The 20,585-nt window shown below is 39.6% G+C and carries 20 protein-coding genes; 16 read left to right on the forward strand and 4 right to left on the reverse strand.

The window, feature by feature from the left end; all coding sequences use genetic code 11:
• Positions 1–95 precede the first annotated feature (95 nt).
• The 5 genes from J1N10_RS11195 (at position 96) to J1N10_RS11215 (ending at position 5,360) form a co-directional block, all read left to right on the forward strand.
• Positions 96–497 carry a TFIIB-type zinc ribbon-containing protein gene (locus J1N10_RS11195; RefSeq protein WP_262326791.1) on the forward strand — a complete coding sequence of 134 codons (402 nt, stop codon included), beginning with the start codon at positions 96–98 and terminating at the stop codon, positions 495–497.
• 150 nt (positions 498–647) lie between these two features.
• Complete coding sequence (locus J1N10_RS11200) at positions 648–2,282, forward strand: hypothetical protein (protein ID WP_262326792.1); 1,635 nt, start codon at positions 648–650, stop codon at positions 2,280–2,282.
• Positions 2,283–2,317: 35 nt separating this feature from the next.
• Entirely contained in the window at positions 2,318–3,442 is a 1,125-nt protein-coding gene (locus tag J1N10_RS11205) for a DegT/DnrJ/EryC1/StrS family aminotransferase (RefSeq protein WP_262326793.1), read from the forward strand.
• Positions 3,443–3,447: 5 nt separating this feature from the next.
• Positions 3,448–4,032 (forward strand): acyltransferase, encoded by a 585-nt coding sequence (locus J1N10_RS11210; RefSeq protein ID WP_262326794.1) that lies wholly within the window; start codon positions 3,448–3,450, stop codon positions 4,030–4,032.
• 38 nt (positions 4,033–4,070) lie between these two features.
• A complete protein-coding gene (locus tag J1N10_RS11215; RefSeq protein WP_262326795.1) occupies positions 4,071–5,360 on the forward strand; it encodes a nucleotide sugar dehydrogenase in 1,290 nt (429 codons plus the stop codon).
• 105 nt (positions 5,361–5,465) lie between these two features.
• Here J1N10_RS11215 and J1N10_RS11220 read toward each other — a convergent pair whose 3' ends face one another.
• On the reverse strand, positions 5,466–6,074 hold the full coding sequence (locus J1N10_RS11220; protein WP_262326796.1) for a DUF3244 domain-containing protein: 609 nt from the start codon (positions 6,072–6,074) through the stop codon (positions 5,466–5,468).
• A gap of 523 nt (positions 6,075–6,597) precedes the next feature.
• Between J1N10_RS11220 and J1N10_RS11225 the strand changes: the two genes are divergently transcribed.
• The 5 genes from J1N10_RS11225 (at position 6,598) to J1N10_RS11245 (ending at position 12,466) form a co-directional block, all read left to right on the forward strand.
• A complete protein-coding gene (locus J1N10_RS11225) occupies positions 6,598–7,023 on the forward strand; it encodes a hypothetical protein (protein WP_262326797.1) in 426 nt (141 codons plus the stop codon).
• Positions 7,024–7,138: 115 nt separating this feature from the next.
• A complete protein-coding gene (locus J1N10_RS11230; RefSeq protein WP_262326798.1) occupies positions 7,139–8,356 on the forward strand; it encodes an aldo/keto reductase in 1,218 nt (405 codons plus the stop codon).
• A gap of 11 nt (positions 8,357–8,367) precedes the next feature.
• On the forward strand, positions 8,368–9,219 hold the full coding sequence (locus J1N10_RS11235) for a DUF6599 family protein (RefSeq protein ID WP_262326799.1): 852 nt from the start codon (positions 8,368–8,370) through the stop codon (positions 9,217–9,219).
• An 86-nt stretch (positions 9,220–9,305) separates the two neighbouring features.
• On the forward strand, positions 9,306–9,953 hold the full coding sequence (locus J1N10_RS11240; protein WP_262326800.1) for an HD domain-containing protein: 648 nt from the start codon (positions 9,306–9,308) through the stop codon (positions 9,951–9,953).
• A gap of 113 nt (positions 9,954–10,066) precedes the next feature.
• The gene (locus J1N10_RS11245) at positions 10,067–12,466 is read left to right on the forward strand and encodes a penicillin-binding protein 1A (RefSeq protein ID WP_262326801.1); all 2,400 of its coding nucleotides are present in this window, start codon (positions 10,067–10,069) and stop codon (positions 12,464–12,466) included.
• Between the two features lie 63 nt (positions 12,467–12,529).
• Here the strand turns inward: J1N10_RS11245 and J1N10_RS11250 are convergent, their stop codons facing one another.
• Positions 12,530–13,612, reverse strand: coding sequence for a mannose-1-phosphate guanylyltransferase (locus J1N10_RS11250; protein WP_262326802.1), 1,083 nt, complete (start codon positions 13,610–13,612; stop codon positions 12,530–12,532).
• A gap of 100 nt (positions 13,613–13,712) precedes the next feature.
• Between J1N10_RS11250 and J1N10_RS11255 the strand changes: the two genes are divergently transcribed.
• Together J1N10_RS11255 and J1N10_RS11260 are read left to right on the forward strand one after the other, a co-directional pair.
• Entirely contained in the window at positions 13,713–14,453 is a 741-nt protein-coding gene (locus tag J1N10_RS11255) for an MlaE family ABC transporter permease (protein ID WP_262326803.1), read from the forward strand.
• Positions 14,450–15,208, forward strand: a complete 759-nt coding sequence (locus tag J1N10_RS11260; protein ID WP_262326804.1) for an ABC transporter ATP-binding protein — start codon at positions 14,450–14,452, stop codon at positions 15,206–15,208. The genes J1N10_RS11255 and J1N10_RS11260 overlap by 4 nt, the downstream gene beginning before the upstream one ends.
• 35 nt (positions 15,209–15,243) lie before the next feature.
• Here J1N10_RS11260 and J1N10_RS11265 read toward each other — a convergent pair whose 3' ends face one another.
• Positions 15,244–16,641 carry a S41 family peptidase gene (locus J1N10_RS11265; protein ID WP_262326805.1) on the reverse strand — a complete coding sequence of 466 codons (1,398 nt, stop codon included), beginning with the start codon at positions 16,639–16,641 and terminating at the stop codon, positions 15,244–15,246.
• Between the two features lie 65 nt (positions 16,642–16,706).
• Here J1N10_RS11265 and J1N10_RS11270 point away from each other — a divergent pair, with 65 nt between their 5' ends.
• Both J1N10_RS11270 and J1N10_RS11275 read left to right on the forward strand, forming a co-directional pair.
• Positions 16,707–17,396: a hypothetical protein gene (locus tag J1N10_RS11270; protein WP_262326806.1), complete on the forward strand. Its 690-nt coding sequence runs from the start codon at positions 16,707–16,709 to the stop codon at positions 17,394–17,396.
• 42 nt (positions 17,397–17,438) lie between these two features.
• Positions 17,439–18,260, forward strand: coding sequence for a purine-nucleoside phosphorylase (locus J1N10_RS11275; protein ID WP_262326807.1), 822 nt, complete (start codon positions 17,439–17,441; stop codon positions 18,258–18,260).
• Between the two features lie 78 nt (positions 18,261–18,338).
• Here the strand turns inward: J1N10_RS11275 and J1N10_RS11280 are convergent, their stop codons facing one another.
• Positions 18,339–18,947 (reverse strand): riboflavin synthase, encoded by a 609-nt coding sequence (locus J1N10_RS11280; RefSeq protein WP_262326808.1) that lies wholly within the window; start codon positions 18,945–18,947, stop codon positions 18,339–18,341.
• Between the two features lie 220 nt (positions 18,948–19,167).
• Between J1N10_RS11280 and J1N10_RS11285 the strand changes: the two genes are divergently transcribed.
• Positions 19,168–19,572, forward strand: a complete 405-nt coding sequence (locus J1N10_RS11285; protein ID WP_262326809.1) for an OsmC family protein — start codon at positions 19,168–19,170, stop codon at positions 19,570–19,572.
• Positions 19,573–19,581: 9 nt separating this feature from the next.
• Complete coding sequence (locus J1N10_RS11290; RefSeq protein WP_262326810.1) at positions 19,582–20,577, forward strand: NAD-dependent epimerase/dehydratase family protein; 996 nt, start codon at positions 19,582–19,584, stop codon at positions 20,575–20,577.
• The last annotated feature ends 8 nt before the right edge of the window (positions 20,578–20,585 follow it).

Genomic DNA, 20,585 nt, shown 5'->3' on the forward strand with positions numbered 1-20,585 from the left:
CGTTTACAAAAATTCCCCGATTAATAGAAATAATAGGTGCATATGAGTTTTTTCCTATTTTTACAGTCTGTATTTTAAATCAATCTCGTACCATTATGAATTGCCCAAGATGTAATCAGCAGTTGAGCATTGATTATATCAATGACTGTAAAACAACTATTGAAGTTGACCGCTGTACCTGTTGTGGTGGAATCTGGTTTGATAAAGATGAGTTATCACAAATTGAAGGCATTATTGAGCCAACATTCATTGAAATCAGGCATCTTCCAGATAAAAAAGAACAGTTTGAAAAACTTCATTGCCCCAAATGCAACAACTCGCCTCGTTTACAAAAAGCAGTTCATCCGCGTGATAAGAAGGTCATCATTGACTATTGCCCTTATTGCAAAGGTATATGGCTCGATAAAGGCGAACTGGAAGCTATCCAGCAAGAGAGTTTCATTATTACCATCGGAAAGATTTTTAATTTCTTAAGTTGTTTAAGAACTCATAAATAATCAGCAATGCTTTTTGGCAAACAGCTTTATGCAGCAGTTAAATATACCCTATATCCTGATAATCGCTTCGATTTCTTGGACGAAGCTAAGCAACTTAATTTGATTAGATAGAGGGTTTTATATACTTTCGGGTATATCAAACCTTGCAGCATGAATCGAATCTATCTGTTTCTATCCTTATTGCTTGTTTCCTTATTGACAACACAAGCCCAGGAAGTTCCTCATCACATAAGCAATGTAGCCATCTATGATTTTATCGATGAGCTGGCCAACAAAGGCATTATCGAACTTAACTCGGCCATTAAACCTTACTCGCGATTAACCATCGCCAATGCCCTGCAAAAAGCAAATCATCACCCCTCTTTAAGCAAACGTCAGCAAAAAGAAGTTGAGTTTTACCTCCGAGATTTCAACAAAGAATTACAACCTGGAAAAGACTTCAACAAGCGCTTTGATGCCTGGTATTATACCGATTCTTTATTTAAACTCACAGTTAATCCCATCATAGGCGGACAGTTTTTTAATAATGGTAACGCTACCGAATACCACCGCTGGGGAGGGGCTGAGTTTTATGGCACTATAGGTAAACATGTTGGAGTTTATGGAAGTTTACGCGACAATCATGAATCACGCTTTCTGGGTGGCAGCGATTATATCATTAAACGCCCCGGAGCCATTTATAAAGGCGACGGTTTGGCTAAAGACTATTCTGAAACACGAGGAGGCATTACCTACTCATGGAAATGGGGTAGCATTGGACTACACAAAGATCATGTAGCCTGGGGCAGCGGTTATAGCGAAGCTGGTATCCTAAGTGGCCGCGCACCATCCTATGGTTATATTTCTTTTAAGATGACGCCAACCAAATGGCTCGAGTTTAACTACATGCACGGTTGGCTGGTAAGCGAAGTTGTTGACTCGGTTCGCTCTTATCCGGTTTATGGCGATGACCGGCGCATCTATGTCAGTAAATACATTTCGGCCAATATGTTTACCATTAAGCCAATGAAAAAGCTATATGTTTCATTTGGAAACTCAATTATTTATGCCGATACGGAGTTTAATGCTGCTTTTGCCGTACCATTTCTATTCTATAAATCGTCTGACCATACCTACAATTCGTGGGATAACTGGGTAGGCCAAAACGCCCAGATGTACCTCGACATTAGCAGCCGCCAAATCAAAAATCTGCATTTATACACATCTGTTTTTATTGACGAAATAGCTTTGGGCAGAATGTTTGACAGCGAACAGCAATCAAATCATGTGGCTTTAAAGCTGGGAGCTAAAGCCAACGACATTCTTCCTAACACATCCATCACCGTTGAATACACGCGCATCAGACCAATGACGTACCAAAATTTTGTACCGAGCATCACCTATACCAGCAATAGCTTCTTTTTAGGTAGTTACATGGGCGATAATGCTGAGGAAATATATTTATCGGCTCGGTTTAAGCCTATTCGGGGATTAGATCTGCAAGCCAGTTATACCAAAGTGCGCAAAGGAAAAGATTATATGCAAATATTAAACGATGGTGAAATCGATTTGCATCCCGAGATAAATCCTGAGCACGAACGCAGAGGCTTACCATTCATCAACGAAGAGCGTTATACCAACCAAAGTTTTACATTTAAAGCCTCTTATCAAATTATTAATGATGGCTTTATCTTTATAGAAGCCACTAAAAATGACTTTGGCGGCCCGGATATGGAGCTATATACAAATCCGTTTTACCTCGAAGGTGATAACATCTTATCCTTCGGTATGAACTTCGGGTTCTGATATTTTTCCTAATTTCACCACTCGAAATGGACACTATGCAAGAAATAAAAATGGTCGATCTTCAGGCTCAGTACAAGCGACTGCAGCCTGCCATTGACAAGGCTATGGCCGAAGTTATTGAACAAACAGCTTTTATCAATGGCTCTGCAGTTAAAACCTTTCAGTCCAACCTGGAAAAATACCTCAAGGTAAAACATGTGATTCCCTGTGCCAACGGCACCGATGCATTGCAGGTAGCCCTAATGGCACTTGGCCTAAAAGAAGGCGACGAAGTCATAACCTCAACTTTTACTTTTATTGCCACCGTTGAAGTCATTGCCCTGCTAAAGCTCAAACCTGTTCTGGTTGATGTCGATTTAGACACCTTTATGATGATTCCTGAGCAAGTTGAAGCTGCTATTACAGAACGAACAAAGGCCATCATTCCGGTACATTTATTTGGTCAGGGAGCCAATATGAATCGTTTGATGCAAATCGCTCAAAAATACCAGCTAAAGGTTATTGAAGACACTGCACAGGCCATTGGCAGTAATTACCAATATAAAAATCACACTCAGAAGCTGGGTACGATAGGCGACGTTGGTTGCACCTCCTTCTTTCCATCAAAAAATCTGGGCTGCTTTGGTGATGGGGGTGCCTGTTTCACAAACGACGATGAGCTGGCTGCTCAAATGCGGATGATTGTTAACCATGGCTCGCAAAAAAAGTACTATCACAAAGTGATTGGTGTTAATTCACGATTAGACACTTTACAAGCAGCTATACTCCATGAAAAACTGAAAGAGTTGGACGACTTTAATAATCGCCGCCGTAAAGCAGCTGATTTTTACGATGGCGCTTTTAAAGAGCATGAAGCCATTCAAATCCCAACACGAATACAAGAATGTGTACATACCTTTCATCAATATACACTTAGGGTAAAAAATGGCCAACGTGATGAACTGCAGGCCTATCTGAAAGAAAAAGGAATTCCATCAATGGTGTATTATCCTGTGGCATTGCACCAACAAGAAGCTTTTGAGCATTTTATGAATAAAACACCTAACTTGCCTAATGCCGAGCAATTATGCAAAGAGGTGTTATCTTTGCCCATGCACACTGAGCTCACCAATGAGCAATTAAATTATATTACGGACGCCATCCTGGCATTTTTTGAATAAGGAATATGGATGATCAAAACTATTTTGTTCATGAGACAGCAGTTATTGACGACGATTGCACCATTCATAATGGCGTGAAAATATGGCACTTCTCCCACATCATGTCAGGCTGCGAGATTGGAGAAAACTGTAACCTGGGACAAAACGTCGTTGTGTCACCAGACGTCAAACTTGGAAAAAATGTCAAGGTACAAAACAACGTATCCATCTATACAGGCGTTATATGTGAAGATGACGTGTTTCTAGGCCCATCCATGGTCTTCACCAATGTGGTTAACCCCCGCAGTGCTGTTAATCGTCGTGGACAATACCTGAAAACAGTAGTAAAAAAAGGAGCAACCATCGGTGCCAATGCCACTATTGTCTGTGGTCACGACATTGGCGAATATGCTTTTATAGGTGCCGGAGCAGTGGTCACCAAAACAATTCCGGCTTATGCATTGGTAGTAGGCAATCCATCAAAGCAAATTGGCTGGATGAGTGAGTATGGTCATCGCCTGGAATTTAATGAAGAAGGACTAGCTATTTGCCCCGAAAGTAAAGCTACGTACAAATTGCACAACAATACAGTAAAGAAGATCAATGATTAAACAAGAATACAAATCGTCTGGACTATAAAACCTCAACTATGTTACAAGAATTATTAGCTAAAGAAAAGAAACTATCAGTAATTGGATTGGGTTATGTTGGCTTGCCAATTGCTTTGGAATTTGCCCGCCAAATGTCAGTTATTGGCTTCGACATTAAAGAGGAGCGCGTTGAATTGATGCGACAAGGGATTGACCCAAGCAACGAGTTGGAAGCTGAGGCATTTGAAGGCTGTGATATTATATACACCAGTAATTCAGCCGATTTAAAAGAAGCCAACTTTCACGTGGTAGCTGTTCCTACGCCAATTAACAACCATAACTTACCAGATTTAACACCACTTCTTAGTGCAACACGTGCTGTTGGTAAAATTCTGAAGAAAGGTGATTATGTTGTTTTTGAATCTACCGTTTATCCGGGTTGTACTGAAGATGATTGCGTACCAATCTTAGAACAGGAATCTGGCTTAAAATTAAACGAGGATTTTAAAGTTGGCTTTAGCCCTGAACGAATTAACCCGGGGGATAAAGAACATACACTGACAAAAATATTAAAGATTGTATCGGGTAGCGATGAAGAATCAGCGAGGGTGATTGAAGAAGTATACGCCAGTATTATCACCGCCGGTATTCATAAAGCCAGTTCTATAAAAGTAGCCGAGGCTGCCAAAATTATTGAAAATACACAGCGCGATGTGAATATTGCCCTCATGAATGAGCTGTCATTAATTTTCGATCGCATGGATATCAATACTTTTGAAGTGTTGGAAGCAGCAGGTACCAAGTGGAATTTCCTACGATTCTTCCCAGGATTGGTTGGAGGTCACTGCATAGGTGTTGACCCTTATTACCTAACCTATAAAGCCAACGAGTTAGGTTATCATTCAAAAATTATCACGGGCGGTCGTTTCATTAATGATTCCATGGGTGGCTATGTAGCCAAAACCGTTGTGAAAAAGATGATTTCGAATGGTAATAAAATCAACGGAGCTAAGGTGTTGATAATGGGTGCAACGTTCAAAGAAAATGTGAGTGACATCCGTAATTCGAAAGTAGCCGATGTAGTTAACGAACTTAAATCCTTTAGCATTGATGTTGACGTGGTCGATCCACACGCCTCATCCGATGAATTATTACATGAATATGGCTACGGTTTAATTGAAAGCATCAAGGATAAATACAATGCAGTAATTGTTGCTGTAAACCACGATGACTATGCGAAACTCGATGAGGAATACTTTAAATCAATTTTAGTTGATGAAGGTGTTTTTGTTGATGTAAAAGGCATCTTCAGAGATAGAATAAAAGACTTAACCTACTGGAGTTTATAAGCAAGCACAAATGTTAAAGCACAAAAAAACGGTGTATCTGAAATATTGGATACACCGTTTATTCGTTCTGTAAACCGCTGTTGGTCTACCTGGTCACATTCATCATTACTTATCAAATTCATAGTTGTACTCTTTACCGCCTGAAACTAATGATACTTTATACTCTCCTGCTGGCAGGTTAGTTAAATCAAACATGCCCGAGTAAGTACTCTCTGTAGGTAGGTTTGAATTATAAATCTCCGTTCCAAACTTGTCATCAATACTAATGCTCAATGCTGCATTATCAAAGTTCATGTGACTCACAAATAGTTTATCTTCTGCCACTCTGAAAAATGCTCTCAACATTTCACTTTTTTCATCTGCACTATCAATCTTAACCAATTCGTTATTTTTAATGGTGAAGTTCTCACTAGACGTTTCACTTTTGCTGGTTAATTCAATAGTATATTCTCCATCTTCCAATGAAGTAAGGTCAAACAATTTCTGAAACGAAGCAGCTCCGCTAATACGTGAACTTGTGTAAAGTTCTGAACCCTCATTGTCAAAAATTCTTACTCGATAGTTATCCGCTGCATCGTAACGAGCCGTAATAACCGCATAGTCGGTTTTTAAATACGAGTTGATAAAGATTTTGCCTTTTGCAAAAGTTCCAGCGGGCAATAACGCCAATAAAGCGATTGGCAACATCCTCCTAAATACATTTACTTTTTTCATAGTAAAACAGTTTAAATTGTTAATAATTTGTTTTCACCCCCTTTTTGTAATGGGGTACGATACAAAAGTAGAATGTTTTTTTTAATCAATTGTAAAAATTAAGGGGTAATTTTGTTAAAAAATCGAAATAATCATTTTTGAAGGAGATTTTTAGGGGGGCAAACTAAAAAAATTGATATTTTGATGAATTTCAACTCAAAATACAGGGGGTCAGGAAAAATATTTTAATTTTTAGGCCAAAACTGACTGAAAAGAAGACAATTCAGACCTCAAAGTCATTTTTTATGATTTAGACACATTTGCAAAAGCATTAAAAAAAGTGTCAAAAAACCATTTGTTCATGAATAAAATGTTAAAAACACATAAATATTGCGTTTATTAATTTCACTTTGAAAGTCATTTTCACCTATAAATTACATTTTAATAGCTGGCATATATTTCCTTTTCTCACTTTTTAGAATTCTTTTCATGTAATAGACGAATGCCATTTCCTTAGAATAGACGATTACCTTATATTAGTAATATGGCATATCACAAAGACTATATATTACGTATGATGGAAATGATGGCAGAGATGATTGCTGTTTTTCTGGGATTACTAAAAAAAGGCGATATAAAACAAGCTGAAAAACGTTTAAACAATGCATATCGGGAATTTTTGAAAGAAGATGCTGCCTTTTTTCATCAACTCCCAATTACTGAGCTCACCACGCAACTGCTGGAACAACACAATTACACCCACCAACACTTAAAAGTCCTTTCCGAATTGTTTTATGCTGAAGGAGAGCTTTCGCTAAAAAAAGGTAATACTGACCATGCTAAACAGGCCTTTGAAAAAGCATTGATCATACGTGAATTTACCGATGCCGAAGCCGCAACTTTCTCATTTTCTGAGCAGCAACGAATGAATCAACTTAAAGCTAAAATTACCAACTTAAACTCACTTTAGCCTTTTATCGTTGAATTTACGTTTTTCATCTTCCTAAATACACCTTTTATCTATACCGAAAAGAAGACATCGTTTTAATGGGTAAGTTCATGGTTAATAAACTAATACCCACAAAATGAACAGACGTAAATTTATCACCAAAACAGGTCAGTCATTGGCCTTATTAAATATGACTGGCTTGGTTCAGGCAAGTCCTGACAGTAAAACAATCCACAATGATGTTGCTCCCGAAGAAGTCATTTATCGAACATTGGGTCGCACGGGATTACAAGTGCCCATTGTGAGCATGGGCGTAATGAACGCCAACATCCCAGGATTAATCGTGCGCTCCTATGATAAAGGCATTCGCCTTTTTGACACAGCCTGGTACTATCAAAATGGCATGAACGAAAAAATGCTGGGCGAAGCTTTAGATAAACATCAATTACGCGATGATGTTAAGATTGTGACTAAAATTTACCTCAAAGAGACTGAGCGCGATCTATATCAACCCGAAATTAAACAATTATTTATTGAGCGATTTGAAGAAAGCCTGCGTCGCTTAAAGACCGATTATGTTGATGTTTTAATACACCACGCGGTAAGTACAGTTGAGGAACAAAACAATCCATACATACTCGAAGCGATGGAAGAATTAAAGGCAGCAGGAAAGTTTAAGTACAGTGCTACGTCTTTGCATGGTGATGATGCGGCTTTAATTGACGATGTGAGAGAAAAAGGCTTTTACGATATTATCATGGTCATGTTTAACATTGCTTTTGCCGAAGATAGACGCTTACAAACTGCTATGGAAAGAGCTGCCGAAGCTGGGCATGGTATCATAGCTATGAAAACACAATGTGGTGGTGGCGGTTATATGTGGTGGGAAAAACATGAAGATAGCCGACAATCAATTGGTGAACTTAACCACAAAGCTATGCTAAAATGGGTGTTACAACATAAATACATAGCTACTGCCATTCCTGGCTACACAACTTATGACCAACTGGACGAAAACTTTTCGGTAGCAGGCAATCTCGCGTTCAGTAACGAGGAGAAAAGCTTTTTTAACCGAGCTCAGGTTCAGCTGGCACAATCGTTTTGTGTACAATGTGCGAAATGCGTCGATTCATGTCCACATCACAACGACATTCCTACACTGATGCGCACTTATATGTATGCTTACCAATATAACAACATGCAACACGCCATGGCCACTGAAAAAGCCATTCCTAAGAACCTGGGACTGATGAATTGTACTACTTGTGATAGTTGCAGTGCCAAATGTAAGCGCTCGGTAAACCTGGCACAACGTATCGAAGCATTAAAAGAACTTAATTTTCAGCACTCCTAATATTGAATAATATGAAACCAATTATGATACTTTTATTCTTCACCATATTACACGGCTTATCAGCTTCCGAGCCTTTTAAGCAATTTCCTGAAATTGAACACTGGCAACTGGGTGAGATTGATCATTACACACCAAACACCTTATACAATGCTATCAATGGCGGTTCAGAGCTATACCTGAAATTCAATTTCAAAGGCATGACAACCGTCGATTATCAGCATAATAGCAATTACATAACAGTAGAGCTATACAAACACGCCTCGCCCATCGATGCTTTTGGCATTTACAGCATGGAGCGCCCACAGGATGATAAATATTTTAATATCGGTGTTCAGGGATTTGGAGAAGATGACTATATCTACTTCTTGGCTGGACAATATTATATTAAGGTAAGAGCTTTAAAAGTAAGCAATGAGAGTAAGAAAGCGATGAAATCAATTGCCCAAAAGTTAAGTGAACAATTAAATAACAACACTGTCTACCCTTGCGAATTTAACAGTTTTCCAGAATCTTACCGGGTCCCATTTAGTGATAAATACATAAAAGAAAGCATTTTGGGTTATGAGTTCCTGAAACATTCTTACGAAGTAAAATATTCAAATGCAGATAGTGAATACACCTTGTTTGTTTTAAAAGGAGATAATGACACAGATGCAAAAAATATGCTCAGCGAATATATGACTGAAACAAATTCTGAAGCTCCAATTAAAGACAATACATACTATGTACTGGCCGATAGATATACCGGAAACATTGGCATTATAAAGGCTGGTCAATACTTAATCTGCTCACGAGGAACCATTTCGAAAGAAATAAGTCAACAACAATTAGAGCATATAGCAAAACAACTAAAGCAACTTTAACAAAGTTGTAAACGTGGGTTTTTAGGTAGAGGAGCTTTCAGGCTCCTCTTTTTTTGCTATTTTAGACTTTCATCATACAAGAAACAATGCTTAAAGACCAAACACTACTGGAAATTGAAGAGTGGGCACAACAAAAATTGAGTGAATGCGAAGCTGGTCACGACTGGTGGCATATCATTCGTGTACGCAACAATGCTAAACTTATACATAAAAAAGAAGGTGGCGATTGGAATGCTATCCTATTAGCCGTTATTCTGCACGACATTGCCGACACTAAATTTTTTGACGAAGTGGAAGCACTGATGCTCATCGAACAAAAACTAAATGAAAAAGCTATTGAGCAAAACACCATTGATCATGTCATTAAGATTATTCAAAATCTATCGTTTTCAAAACAATGGTCAGACAGCACTTTTTCATCACTTGAATTACAAATAGTGCAAGATGCCGATAGGTTAGACGCAATGGGTGCCATTGGCATTGCCCGCGCTTTTAGTTATGGTGGGCACAAAGGACGTGATTTTTACAACCCCGAAATTAGTCCGCAAAAATACTCCAATGCGAGTGAATACAGAAACAGCAACAGTCCGACTATCAATCATTTTTATGAGAAATTACTACTCTTAAAAGATAAGATGAAAACCAACACCGGGAAAAAAATGGCCAATGAACGGCATCGTTTTATGGAATCATACCTGGAACAATTTTTTAATGAATGGGGAGAAACAGATTAATGATAATGGTTAATGGTTAATGGTTAATGGTTAATTAATAATTTATCATTAATATTTAATCGTTGACTATAATAATTATTCATTACTTTCACGCTCGCTAAAACCTGATTTTAATGGCCACACGTAAACCAACAAGCAAGAAAGCGCCTGCTAAAAAAACAGCAAAGTCAAAGAAACCTGTTACTACTAAAAAGAGCTTCAAAAAGCGCTTGTTTATTTTTGGTTTAAAAGCCACCACATTAGGAATCGCCGCCTTCTTTGTTTTTTGCTTGTTTGTGTATTTAGGTTTGTTTGGTGCTTTGCCATCCGAAGAAGAATTGTCTAAGATACAGAACCATTCAGCCTCGGAGGTTTATTCTATTGATGAAAAATTAATGGGGCGGTATTATATCGAACACCGTCTGACTATTGACAACGATGAGATTTCGCGCTATGTAAAAGAGGGCTTGATAGCCACTGAAGATAGTCGCTTTTTCGAGCATAATGGATTGGATTTTATCAGCTTAGGCCGAGTTGTGGTGCGCACTATTATTTTTGGCGACAGAGCACAAGGTGGCGGTAGTACCATTAGTCAGCAATTGGCAAAAAACCTTTACCCACGAATGCGGCTGGGCTTTCTGACTTTACCGGTTGGAAAAACAAAAGAAATATTCACAGCAGCCCGTTTAGAAAGCATTTACTCAAAAGACGATATCCTTACGCTATATCTCAACACCGTGCCCTTTGGTGAGGACATATTTGGCATTGAAGTAGCGGCTAAACGTTTTTTTGGGAAGAAATCGAGTCAGTTGAATCCTGCCGAAGCCGCCACTTTAGTGGGCATGCTGGCAGCCAATACAGCCTATAACCCGCGACTAAATCCAGAACGAAGCTTTGAGCGTCGAAACATCGTACTCAGCCGCATGCGCGAACATGGCACCTTATCCGAAAACGAATACCTGAAGTGGACACAGAGCAAGATAGAACTGGATTATAATCGCATTGACCACAACACGGGCATTGCGCCTTATTTCAGAGAGAAGATTCGCGTTCAGGCACAGAATATTTTAGAAGATAAATACGGAGATGAATACGATATTTATTCTGATGGCTTAAAGATATATACCACCATTGATGCACAATTACAGGAATATGCCGAACAAGCTGTTGACCAACAGATGAAACGCCTGCAAGAGGAGTTTGACCGTCACTGGAAAGGGCGCTCGGCCTGGGCTAAGCACCCACAGGTTTATACCAATGCTTTACGACAATCGCGCCGTTATCAGAAGATGAAAGAGGCCGGACACTCGGATGAAGCCATATTTAAGGCCATGGAGAAAAAAGTTCCCATGACCATCTACACGCATTCGGGCGAGAAGAAAGTACAAATGAGCCCGGTTGATTCGGTCAAACATTACCTAATGTTGCTTAACACAGGCTTTGTTGCCATGAATCCACGTAATGGCCACGTGCTATCATGGGTGGGTGGCATCGATCATAAAACCTATCAATACGATCATGTCACTTCGCGTCGACCGGTAGGCTCAACCTTCAAGCCCATTGTATATGCTGCTGCTTTGGAAGATGGAGTATCACCGTGTGACTTTATTTCCAATGAGCAAGTGGTGTATGAAGATTATGACGACTGGAATCCCGCCAACAGTAATGGAAAACACGATGGTTACTTCTCAGTAAAAGGAGGTCTGGCCAATTCGGTCAACACCGTTAGTGCTAAGCTCATCACCCAGATTGGTGTTCGGAAAGTAGTGAATCTGGCGGAAGACATGGGTATTGAAGAAGATATCCCAAAGTACCCGTCCATCGCTCTTGGAACAGCTGAATTATCACTACTGGATATGGTTTCAGCCTATACCACTTTCCCCAATTATGGTCGCCCCGTTGCGCCAGTCATGCTCTTACGCATTGAAGATCGCGATGGTAATGTACTATACGAAAATGAGGGTAACCTGCCAAAAGATGAAGTTTACGACGATGATACCGCCTATTTTATAGTGGAAATGATGCGAGGAGTTGTAGAACGAGGGACAGGAAGTTCTCTTCGCAGCGTTTTTAATCTGAAAAGTGAGTTAGCCGGAAAAACAGGCACAACGCAAGATAACTCTGACGGCTGGTTTATTGGCTACACACCAAACATTGTAGCTGGCGCGTGGGTAGGCAACGACCAACCTACAATCCGCTTCCGATCTACAGCCTTAGGAAGTGGCGGGCATATGGCCCTACCTATATTTGCCCGATTTATGCAACGTCTGGAAAAAGACCGTAGTCGTTATCAATATCACAAAGGTTCGTTTTACGTGGTGCCATCGCGTATTCAGAAACAATTGATGTGTGACGATTTTTCAGAAACCGATCCGGATAAGAATTTCTTTGATAGTTTGTTTGAGGGTTTCGACCGCCCTGACTCGCTTAAGCTAAAAAGACAAGAAGAACGCAAAGCCAGAAAAGAAGAGCGTAAGCAAACAGACCACAAAAGTGTGCTTCAGCGCATGAAAGATTTATTTAGGAAGAAATAAAGTACAAAGCTAATCCTTAAGGTTTTTGAAAACTTAAGGATTAACTTTCTTATAGTTCACTTTTTAATCATCCATCCCAAACTCCGTTTTTACGTCGGTTGTAAACTGCCTGATTTGCTGCTCATTACTTTTGGGGCAAATTAACAAGGCCTTATCCGACTGAACTACTATATAGTCCTTCAAACCCTGAATAACGGCTTTTTTCCCTTTTGGCAAATGAACAACACTATCTTGTGTATCGTATAACAATACTTTACCACTCAATACGGCATTATTATTGATGTTGCGTTCCGAATTTTCGTGCAACGACGTCCAGGTTCCCAAATCGGACCAGCCAAAGTCAACAATCTGCACATACGCATTATTGACCTTTTCCATAACACCATAATCAATGGATATATTGCGGCAATCAACATAGGTATCGTATAGAGCTTTTTCTTCGGCTTCGGTACCAAGAGTAGGAAAAAAAGAATCGAACAGACTGGATATTTCTCTTAAATGTTTTTGAAATGCTCTTTCAACACTTGATAATGACCAGATAAAAATCCCTGAATTCCAGAAAAATTCACCACTCTCTAACAGTATTTTGGCCATCTCAAGGTTTGGCTTCTCCGTAAAAGTCTTCACTTTATTATAGCTCTCTGGCAATCCACTCTCTTGTTCAACCTGTATATAACCGTAACCCGTTTCGGGTCTGCTGGGCTTTATGCCCAAAGTCAGCAAAGTATCCTTATTTTCAACAAAATTCAACCCGTTGACTATTTTCTCTCTAAACTGTTCTTCGTTAATAATCAAGTGATCAGAAGGTGTTACAACAATATTGGCATTGGGATTCTTCTTCTTAATAACTGCATTGGCAAAGGCAATACAAGGAGCAGTATTTCTGCGAAGAGGTTCAGCCAAAACCTGATCGGGGCTAATAGACGGAAGCTGTTCAAGCACCAATTCTTTATAGACTTTACTGGTGACAATAAGAATATTTTCAATGGGGCAAATGGGTTTAAAACGTTCAAAGGTTTGTTGAAGCAATGATTTCCCGGTGCCTGTGATATCAAGAAATTGTTTGGGTGTTTCGGTTGTGCTCAATGGCCAAAAACGACTACCAACGCCGCCTGCCATTATTACACAATATGTATTGTTATTCATAGATGAATTTATTTACAAATACTAAAGTTGTATCTTGCTACAGTAATTGCAATATTATTACTTTTATCATACTAAATTACGGACTATTTTTCATACCACAATGAGAATATTTTACCACCTTGGACGTTATACACTCTTTTTACGTAAAGTTTTTGGCAAGCCCGAAAAACATGCCATCTTCCTGAAACAGATAGTGCGTGAAATTGACAAACTGGGCATTGATTCACTGGGCATTGTCATGATTATCTCGGTGTTTATGGGGGCAGTTATCACCCTTCAAACAGCTTATAATATTGACATGCCAATTATACCTAAGTATACGATTGGGCTAGCGGCTCGTGACTCTATTTTACTGGAGTTCTCATCGACTATTGTAGGACTAATACTTGCCGGTAAAGTGGGGTCTAACATCGCTTCAGAAATTGGCACCATGAGAGTGACCGAGCAAATTGATGCTCTCGAAATAATGGGTATCAATCCTGCCGGCTATTTAGTACTGCCTAAGGTGGTTGCTTTTGTTTTTATTATCCCTGCATTGGTAATTATAAGTATGGGAGTTGGTATTAGCGGAGGCTACCTGGCTGGTTCTTTAACAGGCGTTGTTCCTGGCCCTGAATATGTTTACGGTATCCAATATGCTTTTCAACCCTTTTATATTGTGTATGCACTGATTAAATCAGTTGTATTTGCATTTATTATTGCAACTGTTTCTGCCTACTGGGGCTACAACGTTCAAGGCGGTGCATTAGAAGTGGGTAAAGCCAGCACCAAAGCAGTGGTTTCCAGCAGCATTCAAATTTTATTATTCAACCTTATTCTTACACAACTATTATTGGCATGATTGAAGCAATTGACGTACACAAATCCTTTGGTGATAAAGAGATCCTTAAAGGTATCTCAACGGTGTTTGAAAAGGGTAAAACCAACCTGATTATTGGCCAGAGTGGTTCGGGGAAAACGGTTTTGCTGAAATCGTTGGTTGGACTACACGATGTTACCTCGGGGGATATTAAATATGACGGCAATAGCTTTGCGGAGATGGACAGCCAAAGGAAAAAACGCCTGCGTCAGGATATTGGGATGCTATTCCAGGGCTCAGCCTTGTTTGACTCATTGACGGTTGAAGAAAATATACGTTTCCCGCTAGACATGTTTACTGACTGGAGTGAAGAAGAACGACGCGAACGCGCCAACTTTTGTATTAATCGTGTAAAGTTGGAGAATGCCAATGATAAATTCCCATCTGAAATTAGCGGCGGAATGCAAAAGCGTGTGGCTATTGCACGAGCCATATCTTTAAATCCCAAATACCTGTTTTGCGACGAACCCAACTCAGGCCTTGACCCGCGCACATCTATTGTGATTGATGAATTGATTCATGAAATTACACAAGAGTTTGACATGACTACCATTGTAAATACCCACGATATGAACTCGGTAATGGGCATTGGTGAGAAAATCATTTTTATTTACCAAGGCAACAAATTATGGGAAGGCACTAAAGACGATATCTTCCATGTGCAAAACAAAGAGTTGGAAGATTTTATTTTTGCCTCTAAACTCTTTAAACAAGTTCGGGATATAAGTAATAAATAAGGCTACCGTTATAGATAGCCTTAATCATCTCTGTTCTATTCCTTCAAGGTGTAATGCATGTCATATTGCAAGGGGTGAGAGAGTTTTGATTCAACATTTACTGGCTCGCCTACCTTCCGTTTAATTCCTTTCAGCTGCGCATTGGCTGGCACAACACCTGTTAACTCAGTTAGTGCGGCAGCAAGAAAATCTTCCTTAACATCACCTAGCTCGTAAAAATCTGCAGCATCCAGAAAATCAACTCTATCCTGATCGGGTATTAAGCCTTCATTATAATTAATAGAATTAGTTTTATTTTCGGCACGCATAACAATTGGTTGAATGGCCCAAGTATGCTTTTCATCAGGATCACTTATTGTTATTGACCCATAGTATTTACCATGTGTCTGCTCACCAATATGATAGACTTCCATATGCGGATCGAGTCCGTAAATAACCATTTCGCTGGCCGACGCAGTTTTAAATGTTGTTAATACAGCCACCTTATTTAAATCTAGGTTGTTGGCATTAGAAACCAAGCGATCAACATATAAGTCTGTTTCATTCGGATACTGAGTATCAAAATAATTGGTCAAATTAGTGTTATAACTGGTTCGTAATAACACATCACCTGCTTTATCAGCCGGAGCAATCAAACTACTTAATAAAATGGCAGTATTAACCGAGCCACCACTATTATAGCGTAAGTCAAGCACCAGGTTATCCACACCCTGACTCTTAAAATCGGCAAACACCGCTTCTAATTCATCATCGTAGTCGCTTACAAATGAATTATAAACAAGATAGCCAACCTTCGCACCACCATGCTCAATTACTTTACTTAGTAATATTGGATTACTCTGCCATTCAACAGCAATTAGCTTAACAGATGGTGTTTCATCTGTTATGGATAAATCTTGATTGAGCACACCAAAGGTCATTGTATATTCATCCTGATTCAACAACTCTGAATAATTCGATATTGTCAGTTGCTTGCCATCGATCTTATGAAATAGGCGTCCCCGATAAATCCCCCCAGCTAAATCAGCAGGCGAACCCGGTTCAACATATTCAATAAACCCAATTATGTCTTCAGAGTCCCCAGTCAATCTGAACAAACGAAACGAATGCCCCATGGATTTACTAATGCCAGAGAAATAATTATTGAGAGCTTCAATATCATCGGTAATAAACGACCAATGATCAACATCGGAGTACAATAATTTATCAAAAAAATCATATGTATCCTCTTCTTGCTTATAGTCAATTTCAGGCATCTCTGAGTTCCAGAAATAGGCAAAATCCATATTTTCCCAAACGAATTGATTAATGGCCTGCACTTCTTCCGGAACCGGATTAGGTTCAATCGGCTCTGGTTTATCGTCGTCACAGGCTGTCATGAACGATAAGAAACCCAACAATAAGCTTAAGTAGATAAATTTTATGTCTTTCATATGTGTAGATTTTAAATAGATTACGATATTTAAAACTACTAAATCAAACGATTATTGCACAATCAATGGATAAGTACCTGCTTCAAAATACCCATCATTACATTGTTTGGCCTGTAGAGCAAAGCAACATGCCAGACATCCGACAGTCAAGAAATAACCAGGATTTGGTTGTTACATTAAATAAATATGCCCCCCATTTATTGAGGACTGAAAAACGTCTTTTGGTTCAAAAATCGTTTCGTTTTTTAAAACAGCTAACTCTTCCGAAAGATTATCCCTTTAAAAATGGGCAGCAAACTACTACCAAAGGCAGCATTGTTTGGACGGACTATGCAGTGTATACCTGGCCATTAATAATTCAATTACTAAAATCAAACGCTTCTCTTTCTTTCGAAAACGTCATTGATAAGTATCTTAATAGCCAAGCCAATCGAACCCCCAACTGGACAGCTATCAAAGAACATTTGATAACTAGTTGTACAGAAACTAAGTTCATCACTACAGACGAACTGGATCAATGGTACGATGAGATAGGCACTACACTTATTAAGCCTCAGGTTTATCACGAACTTTACCGTTGGTTTGGTGATGATGTGCGCGAACTTGGTTATACGGCTTTTGATTATTTCATGGAAGAACGAAATACGTTTTCAACCTGGCAAAAAGCCATACATGCGCATCTGTCCACAATAACTAATCTGCCCAACGAGCAACGCGATTATTTAATGAGTAAGCATTTCAATAATTTATTTTAAGACCCGTCAGGTCTGTATATCTTTGAAAAAAAATAAAAGATAATGAAAATAACATACGAACAAATAAAAGAATCGGCGGCTTTTATAGAGCAGCAGGGCATTGCAAAACCACATGTAGGCATCATATTGGGCACCGGCTTAGGCGGTTTGGTCAGTAGCATTCAAATCATCAAAGAAATTGATTATGCCAGCATTCCAAACTTTCCGGTTTCAACCGTTGAATCACATAAAGGCAAACTAATTTATGGCGAGCTGGAAGGAAAAAAAGTATTAGCCATGCAAGGCCGCTTTCATTACTACGAAGGCTACAATATGCAGCAAATCACATTGCCCGTGCGTGTTATGAAGCTATTGGGCGTTCAGCAACTATTAATTTCGAATGCGGCTGGTGCTGTTAACCTTAACTATAAAAAAGGCTCGTTAATGCTGTTGGATGATCACATTAACCTGCTGCCCGAAAACCCCTTAACAGGTAAAAATATTAATGAACTGGGGCCTCGATTCCCCGATATGAGCCAGCCCTTTGATAAGAACATTAATCAATTGCTAAAAAAGACTGCCAAAGAAAATAACGTGACGCTGCACGAAGGGGTGTATGCATCGGTTCCTGGTCCAAACCTGGAAACACGTGCCGAATACCGCTACATTAAACTTATTGGTGGCGACGCAGTGGGTATGTCCACTGTGCCGGAGGTCATCGTGGCTAACCATATGAATTTACCATGTGCGGCCGTATCTGTTTTAACCGACGAATGCAATCCGGATAATTTGCATCCGGTGAGTTTGCAGGAAATATTGGATGTGGCAGCAGAAGCCGAAAAAGGATTGATTACTCTATTTAAAAAGGTGGTGGCTTGCCTATAAAGAAAAAAAGGATGTCATCTTTACTTGCATAAATCGCATTAAGATGACATCCTTAATACATTTCAATTATTGTCAATCCTACTTATTCTGAATAGCCATAATGCGGCTAATGTATTTGCCCAGGATATCGAACTCAATATTGATGGTTGAGCCCACTTCAATCTGGTGGAAGTTGGTGAAATCGTAGGTATAAGGAATAATGGCCACTGAGAATTGGTCGTCTTTGCTATTAACAACAGTAAGGCTAACACCATTAACGGTCACCGAACCTTTTTCAACGGTCATATAGCCTTCGGCAGCTTTCTCTTTATCCACCACATACTGGAATGTGAAATACCAACTGCCATCAGCTTCCTTCACCTCGATACACTTGGCAGTCTGGTCAACATGGCCCTGCACAATATGCCCGTCCAAACGACCATTCATAATCATGCTGCGCTCCAGATTTACTTTATCGCCAATTTTTAACAAGCCCAGATTCGACTTTTCAAGGGTTTCTTTAATGGCAGTTACCGTGTAAGTCTTGCCTTCCTTTTTAACCACCGTCAGGCAAACACCATTGTGTGCAATACTCTGGTCTATTTTTAACTCATCGGTAAATGAGCACTCCAATGTCAAATGAAGATTTCCTTTATCTTGCTCTAAGCCAACTACAACGGCGGCTTCTTCAACAATACCTGAAAACATTTTAAAGCTCTTTTATGTTAGAAACAATCTGATTATCTGAAAAACAAAATTAGTAAATTAATTAGACCTGAATATCAGATAATAGATTTAAGACATCAGATGCAAGACAATTAGACCCAAAGCTTTTCAGGCCTTAATATTATTTGTATTTTTCCGCCTTTAAATATTGGCCCATATCTTGTGTCTTGTATCTTAAGTCTTATGTCTTAAAAATAATGCCATGACAACAATAAAAACAAAATACCTGGGAGGTCTTCGTACCGAAAACATACATCTACAATCGGGTGCTAAAATCATTACCGATGCCCCAACCGATAACCGCGGTAAAGGTGAAGCATTTTCGCCAACCGACATGCTGGCTACCGCATTGGGTAACTGCATCATGACAATTATGGGCATCAAAGCCATGGATAACAACATTGATATTGAAGGCACTGAATTAGATATCACCAAAATAATGGCTGAAAATCCACGCCGGGTTGCAGAGGTTGTAATTGAATTTCACTTTCCCAATAAAGGCTATAGCGATGATGAGAAAGCTTTAATCGAAAGTGTGGCCGGCATTAGTCCGGTGCCTTTAAGCGTGCATCCCGACCTGAAGCAAACCATTAAATTTAACTGGTAAATCGACCGTATGATATTAGTAACCGGTGCTACAGGATTAGTTGGTTCTCACTTATTAAATGCATTAATACAAAAAGGCGAGCCAATACGTGCCTTGTATCGCTCTGAAGAGAGTAAAGCCACTGTTAAAGCTATTTTTGAGCATTATCAAACAGTTGGATTGGACTCTATTGAATGGATTCAGGCCGATTTAACAGATTACTTCCTGCTGAAAGATGCTATGAAAGATGTTGACACCATCTATCATTGTGCCGCCATGGTATCATTTAAGCCCAGCGACCGCGATGAGATGTTTAATATCAACGTGGAAGGCACAGCCAACCTGGTCAATGCCGCCATTGAACTGGGCGTTAAACGCTTTTGCCATGTGAGCTCTATCGCCACATTGGGTAAATCTCAAAATGGCGAACTCATCGATGAAACCACATTTTGGCAAAACGACGATAATCATTCTGTGTATTCGCAAAGTAAGTTCAGGGCCGAGATGGAAGTGTGGCGAGGCACCAAAGAAGGACTCAATGCAGTAGTGGTGAATCCATCCGTTATAATTGGTCCTTGCCCCGATGATAAAAGTTCTGGTCAACTCATTAACACTTTAAGCAAAAACATGCTCTTCTACACCGGTGGAGGCACCGGCTTTGTTGATGTTCGCGATGTGGTGAAAGCCATGATCAATATTTGCAACTCCGAGTATGTTAATGAGCGTTTTGTGATCAATAGCGAAAACCTGAAGTACCAGGATTTGATGAATACGGCCGCCCATGTTTTTCAGGTGAAAGCGCCCAACGTAAAAGCTAATCGGGCTTTAACCGGTCTGGCCTGGCGCTTCGAACGCTTAAAATATATGCTGTGGGGCAAAGCGCCTAAGATGACTAAAGAGACAGCCCGCACATCACAAAATCAATCAAAATATTCGAGTAAGAAACTGGTTGATGCCTTTGGAAATGGCTTTTATTCTATTGAAGAAGCATTAGTTAATGTGGCAGAATTTAGAAGGGAATACTAAAAAAGGGC

The organism is Carboxylicivirga litoralis, from assembly GCF_025499605.1.
Classification (GTDB): domain Bacteria; phylum Bacteroidota; class Bacteroidia; order Bacteroidales; family Marinilabiliaceae; genus Carboxylicivirga; species Carboxylicivirga litoralis.

Bases quoted from the DNA above. Each gene is read 5' to 3' on its own strand.
- J1N10_RS11195 (WP_262326791.1), top strand. From the start codon at position 96: ATGAATTGCCCAAGATGTAATCAGCAGTTGAGCATTGATTATATCAAT.
- J1N10_RS11200 (WP_262326792.1), top strand. From the start codon at position 648: ATGAATCGAATCTATCTGTTTCTATCCTTATTGCTTGTTTCCTTATTG.
- J1N10_RS11205 (WP_262326793.1), top strand. From the start codon at position 2,318: ATGCAAGAAATAAAAATGGTCGATCTTCAGGCTCAGTACAAGCGACTG.
- J1N10_RS11210 (WP_262326794.1), top strand. From the start codon at position 3,448: ATGGATGATCAAAACTATTTTGTTCATGAGACAGCAGTTATTGACGAC.
- J1N10_RS11215 (WP_262326795.1), top strand. From the start codon at position 4,071: ATGTTACAAGAATTATTAGCTAAAGAAAAGAAACTATCAGTAATTGGA.
- J1N10_RS11220 (WP_262326796.1), bottom strand. From the start codon at position 6,074: ATGAAAAAAGTAAATGTATTTAGGAGGATGTTGCCAATCGCTTTATTG.
- J1N10_RS11225 (WP_262326797.1), top strand. From the start codon at position 6,598: ATGGCATATCACAAAGACTATATATTACGTATGATGGAAATGATGGCA.
- J1N10_RS11230 (WP_262326798.1), top strand. From the start codon at position 7,139: ATGAACAGACGTAAATTTATCACCAAAACAGGTCAGTCATTGGCCTTA.
- J1N10_RS11235 (WP_262326799.1), top strand. From the start codon at position 8,368: ATGAAACCAATTATGATACTTTTATTCTTCACCATATTACACGGCTTA.
- J1N10_RS11240 (WP_262326800.1), top strand. From the start codon at position 9,306: ATGCTTAAAGACCAAACACTACTGGAAATTGAAGAGTGGGCACAACAA.
- J1N10_RS11245 (WP_262326801.1), top strand. From the start codon at position 10,067: ATGGCCACACGTAAACCAACAAGCAAGAAAGCGCCTGCTAAAAAAACA.
- J1N10_RS11250 (WP_262326802.1), bottom strand. From the start codon at position 13,612: ATGAATAACAATACATATTGTGTAATAATGGCAGGCGGCGTTGGTAGT.
- J1N10_RS11255 (WP_262326803.1), top strand. From the start codon at position 13,713: ATGAGAATATTTTACCACCTTGGACGTTATACACTCTTTTTACGTAAA.
- J1N10_RS11260 (WP_262326804.1), top strand. From the start codon at position 14,450: ATGATTGAAGCAATTGACGTACACAAATCCTTTGGTGATAAAGAGATC.
- J1N10_RS11265 (WP_262326805.1), bottom strand. From the start codon at position 16,641: ATGAAAGACATAAAATTTATCTACTTAAGCTTATTGTTGGGTTTCTTA.
- J1N10_RS11270 (WP_262326806.1), top strand. From the start codon at position 16,707: ATGGATAAGTACCTGCTTCAAAATACCCATCATTACATTGTTTGGCCT.
- J1N10_RS11275 (WP_262326807.1), top strand. From the start codon at position 17,439: ATGAAAATAACATACGAACAAATAAAAGAATCGGCGGCTTTTATAGAG.
- J1N10_RS11280 (WP_262326808.1), bottom strand. From the start codon at position 18,947: ATGTTTTCAGGTATTGTTGAAGAAGCCGCCGTTGTAGTTGGCTTAGAG.
- J1N10_RS11285 (WP_262326809.1), top strand. From the start codon at position 19,168: ATGACAACAATAAAAACAAAATACCTGGGAGGTCTTCGTACCGAAAAC.
- J1N10_RS11290 (WP_262326810.1), top strand. From the start codon at position 19,582: ATGATATTAGTAACCGGTGCTACAGGATTAGTTGGTTCTCACTTATTA.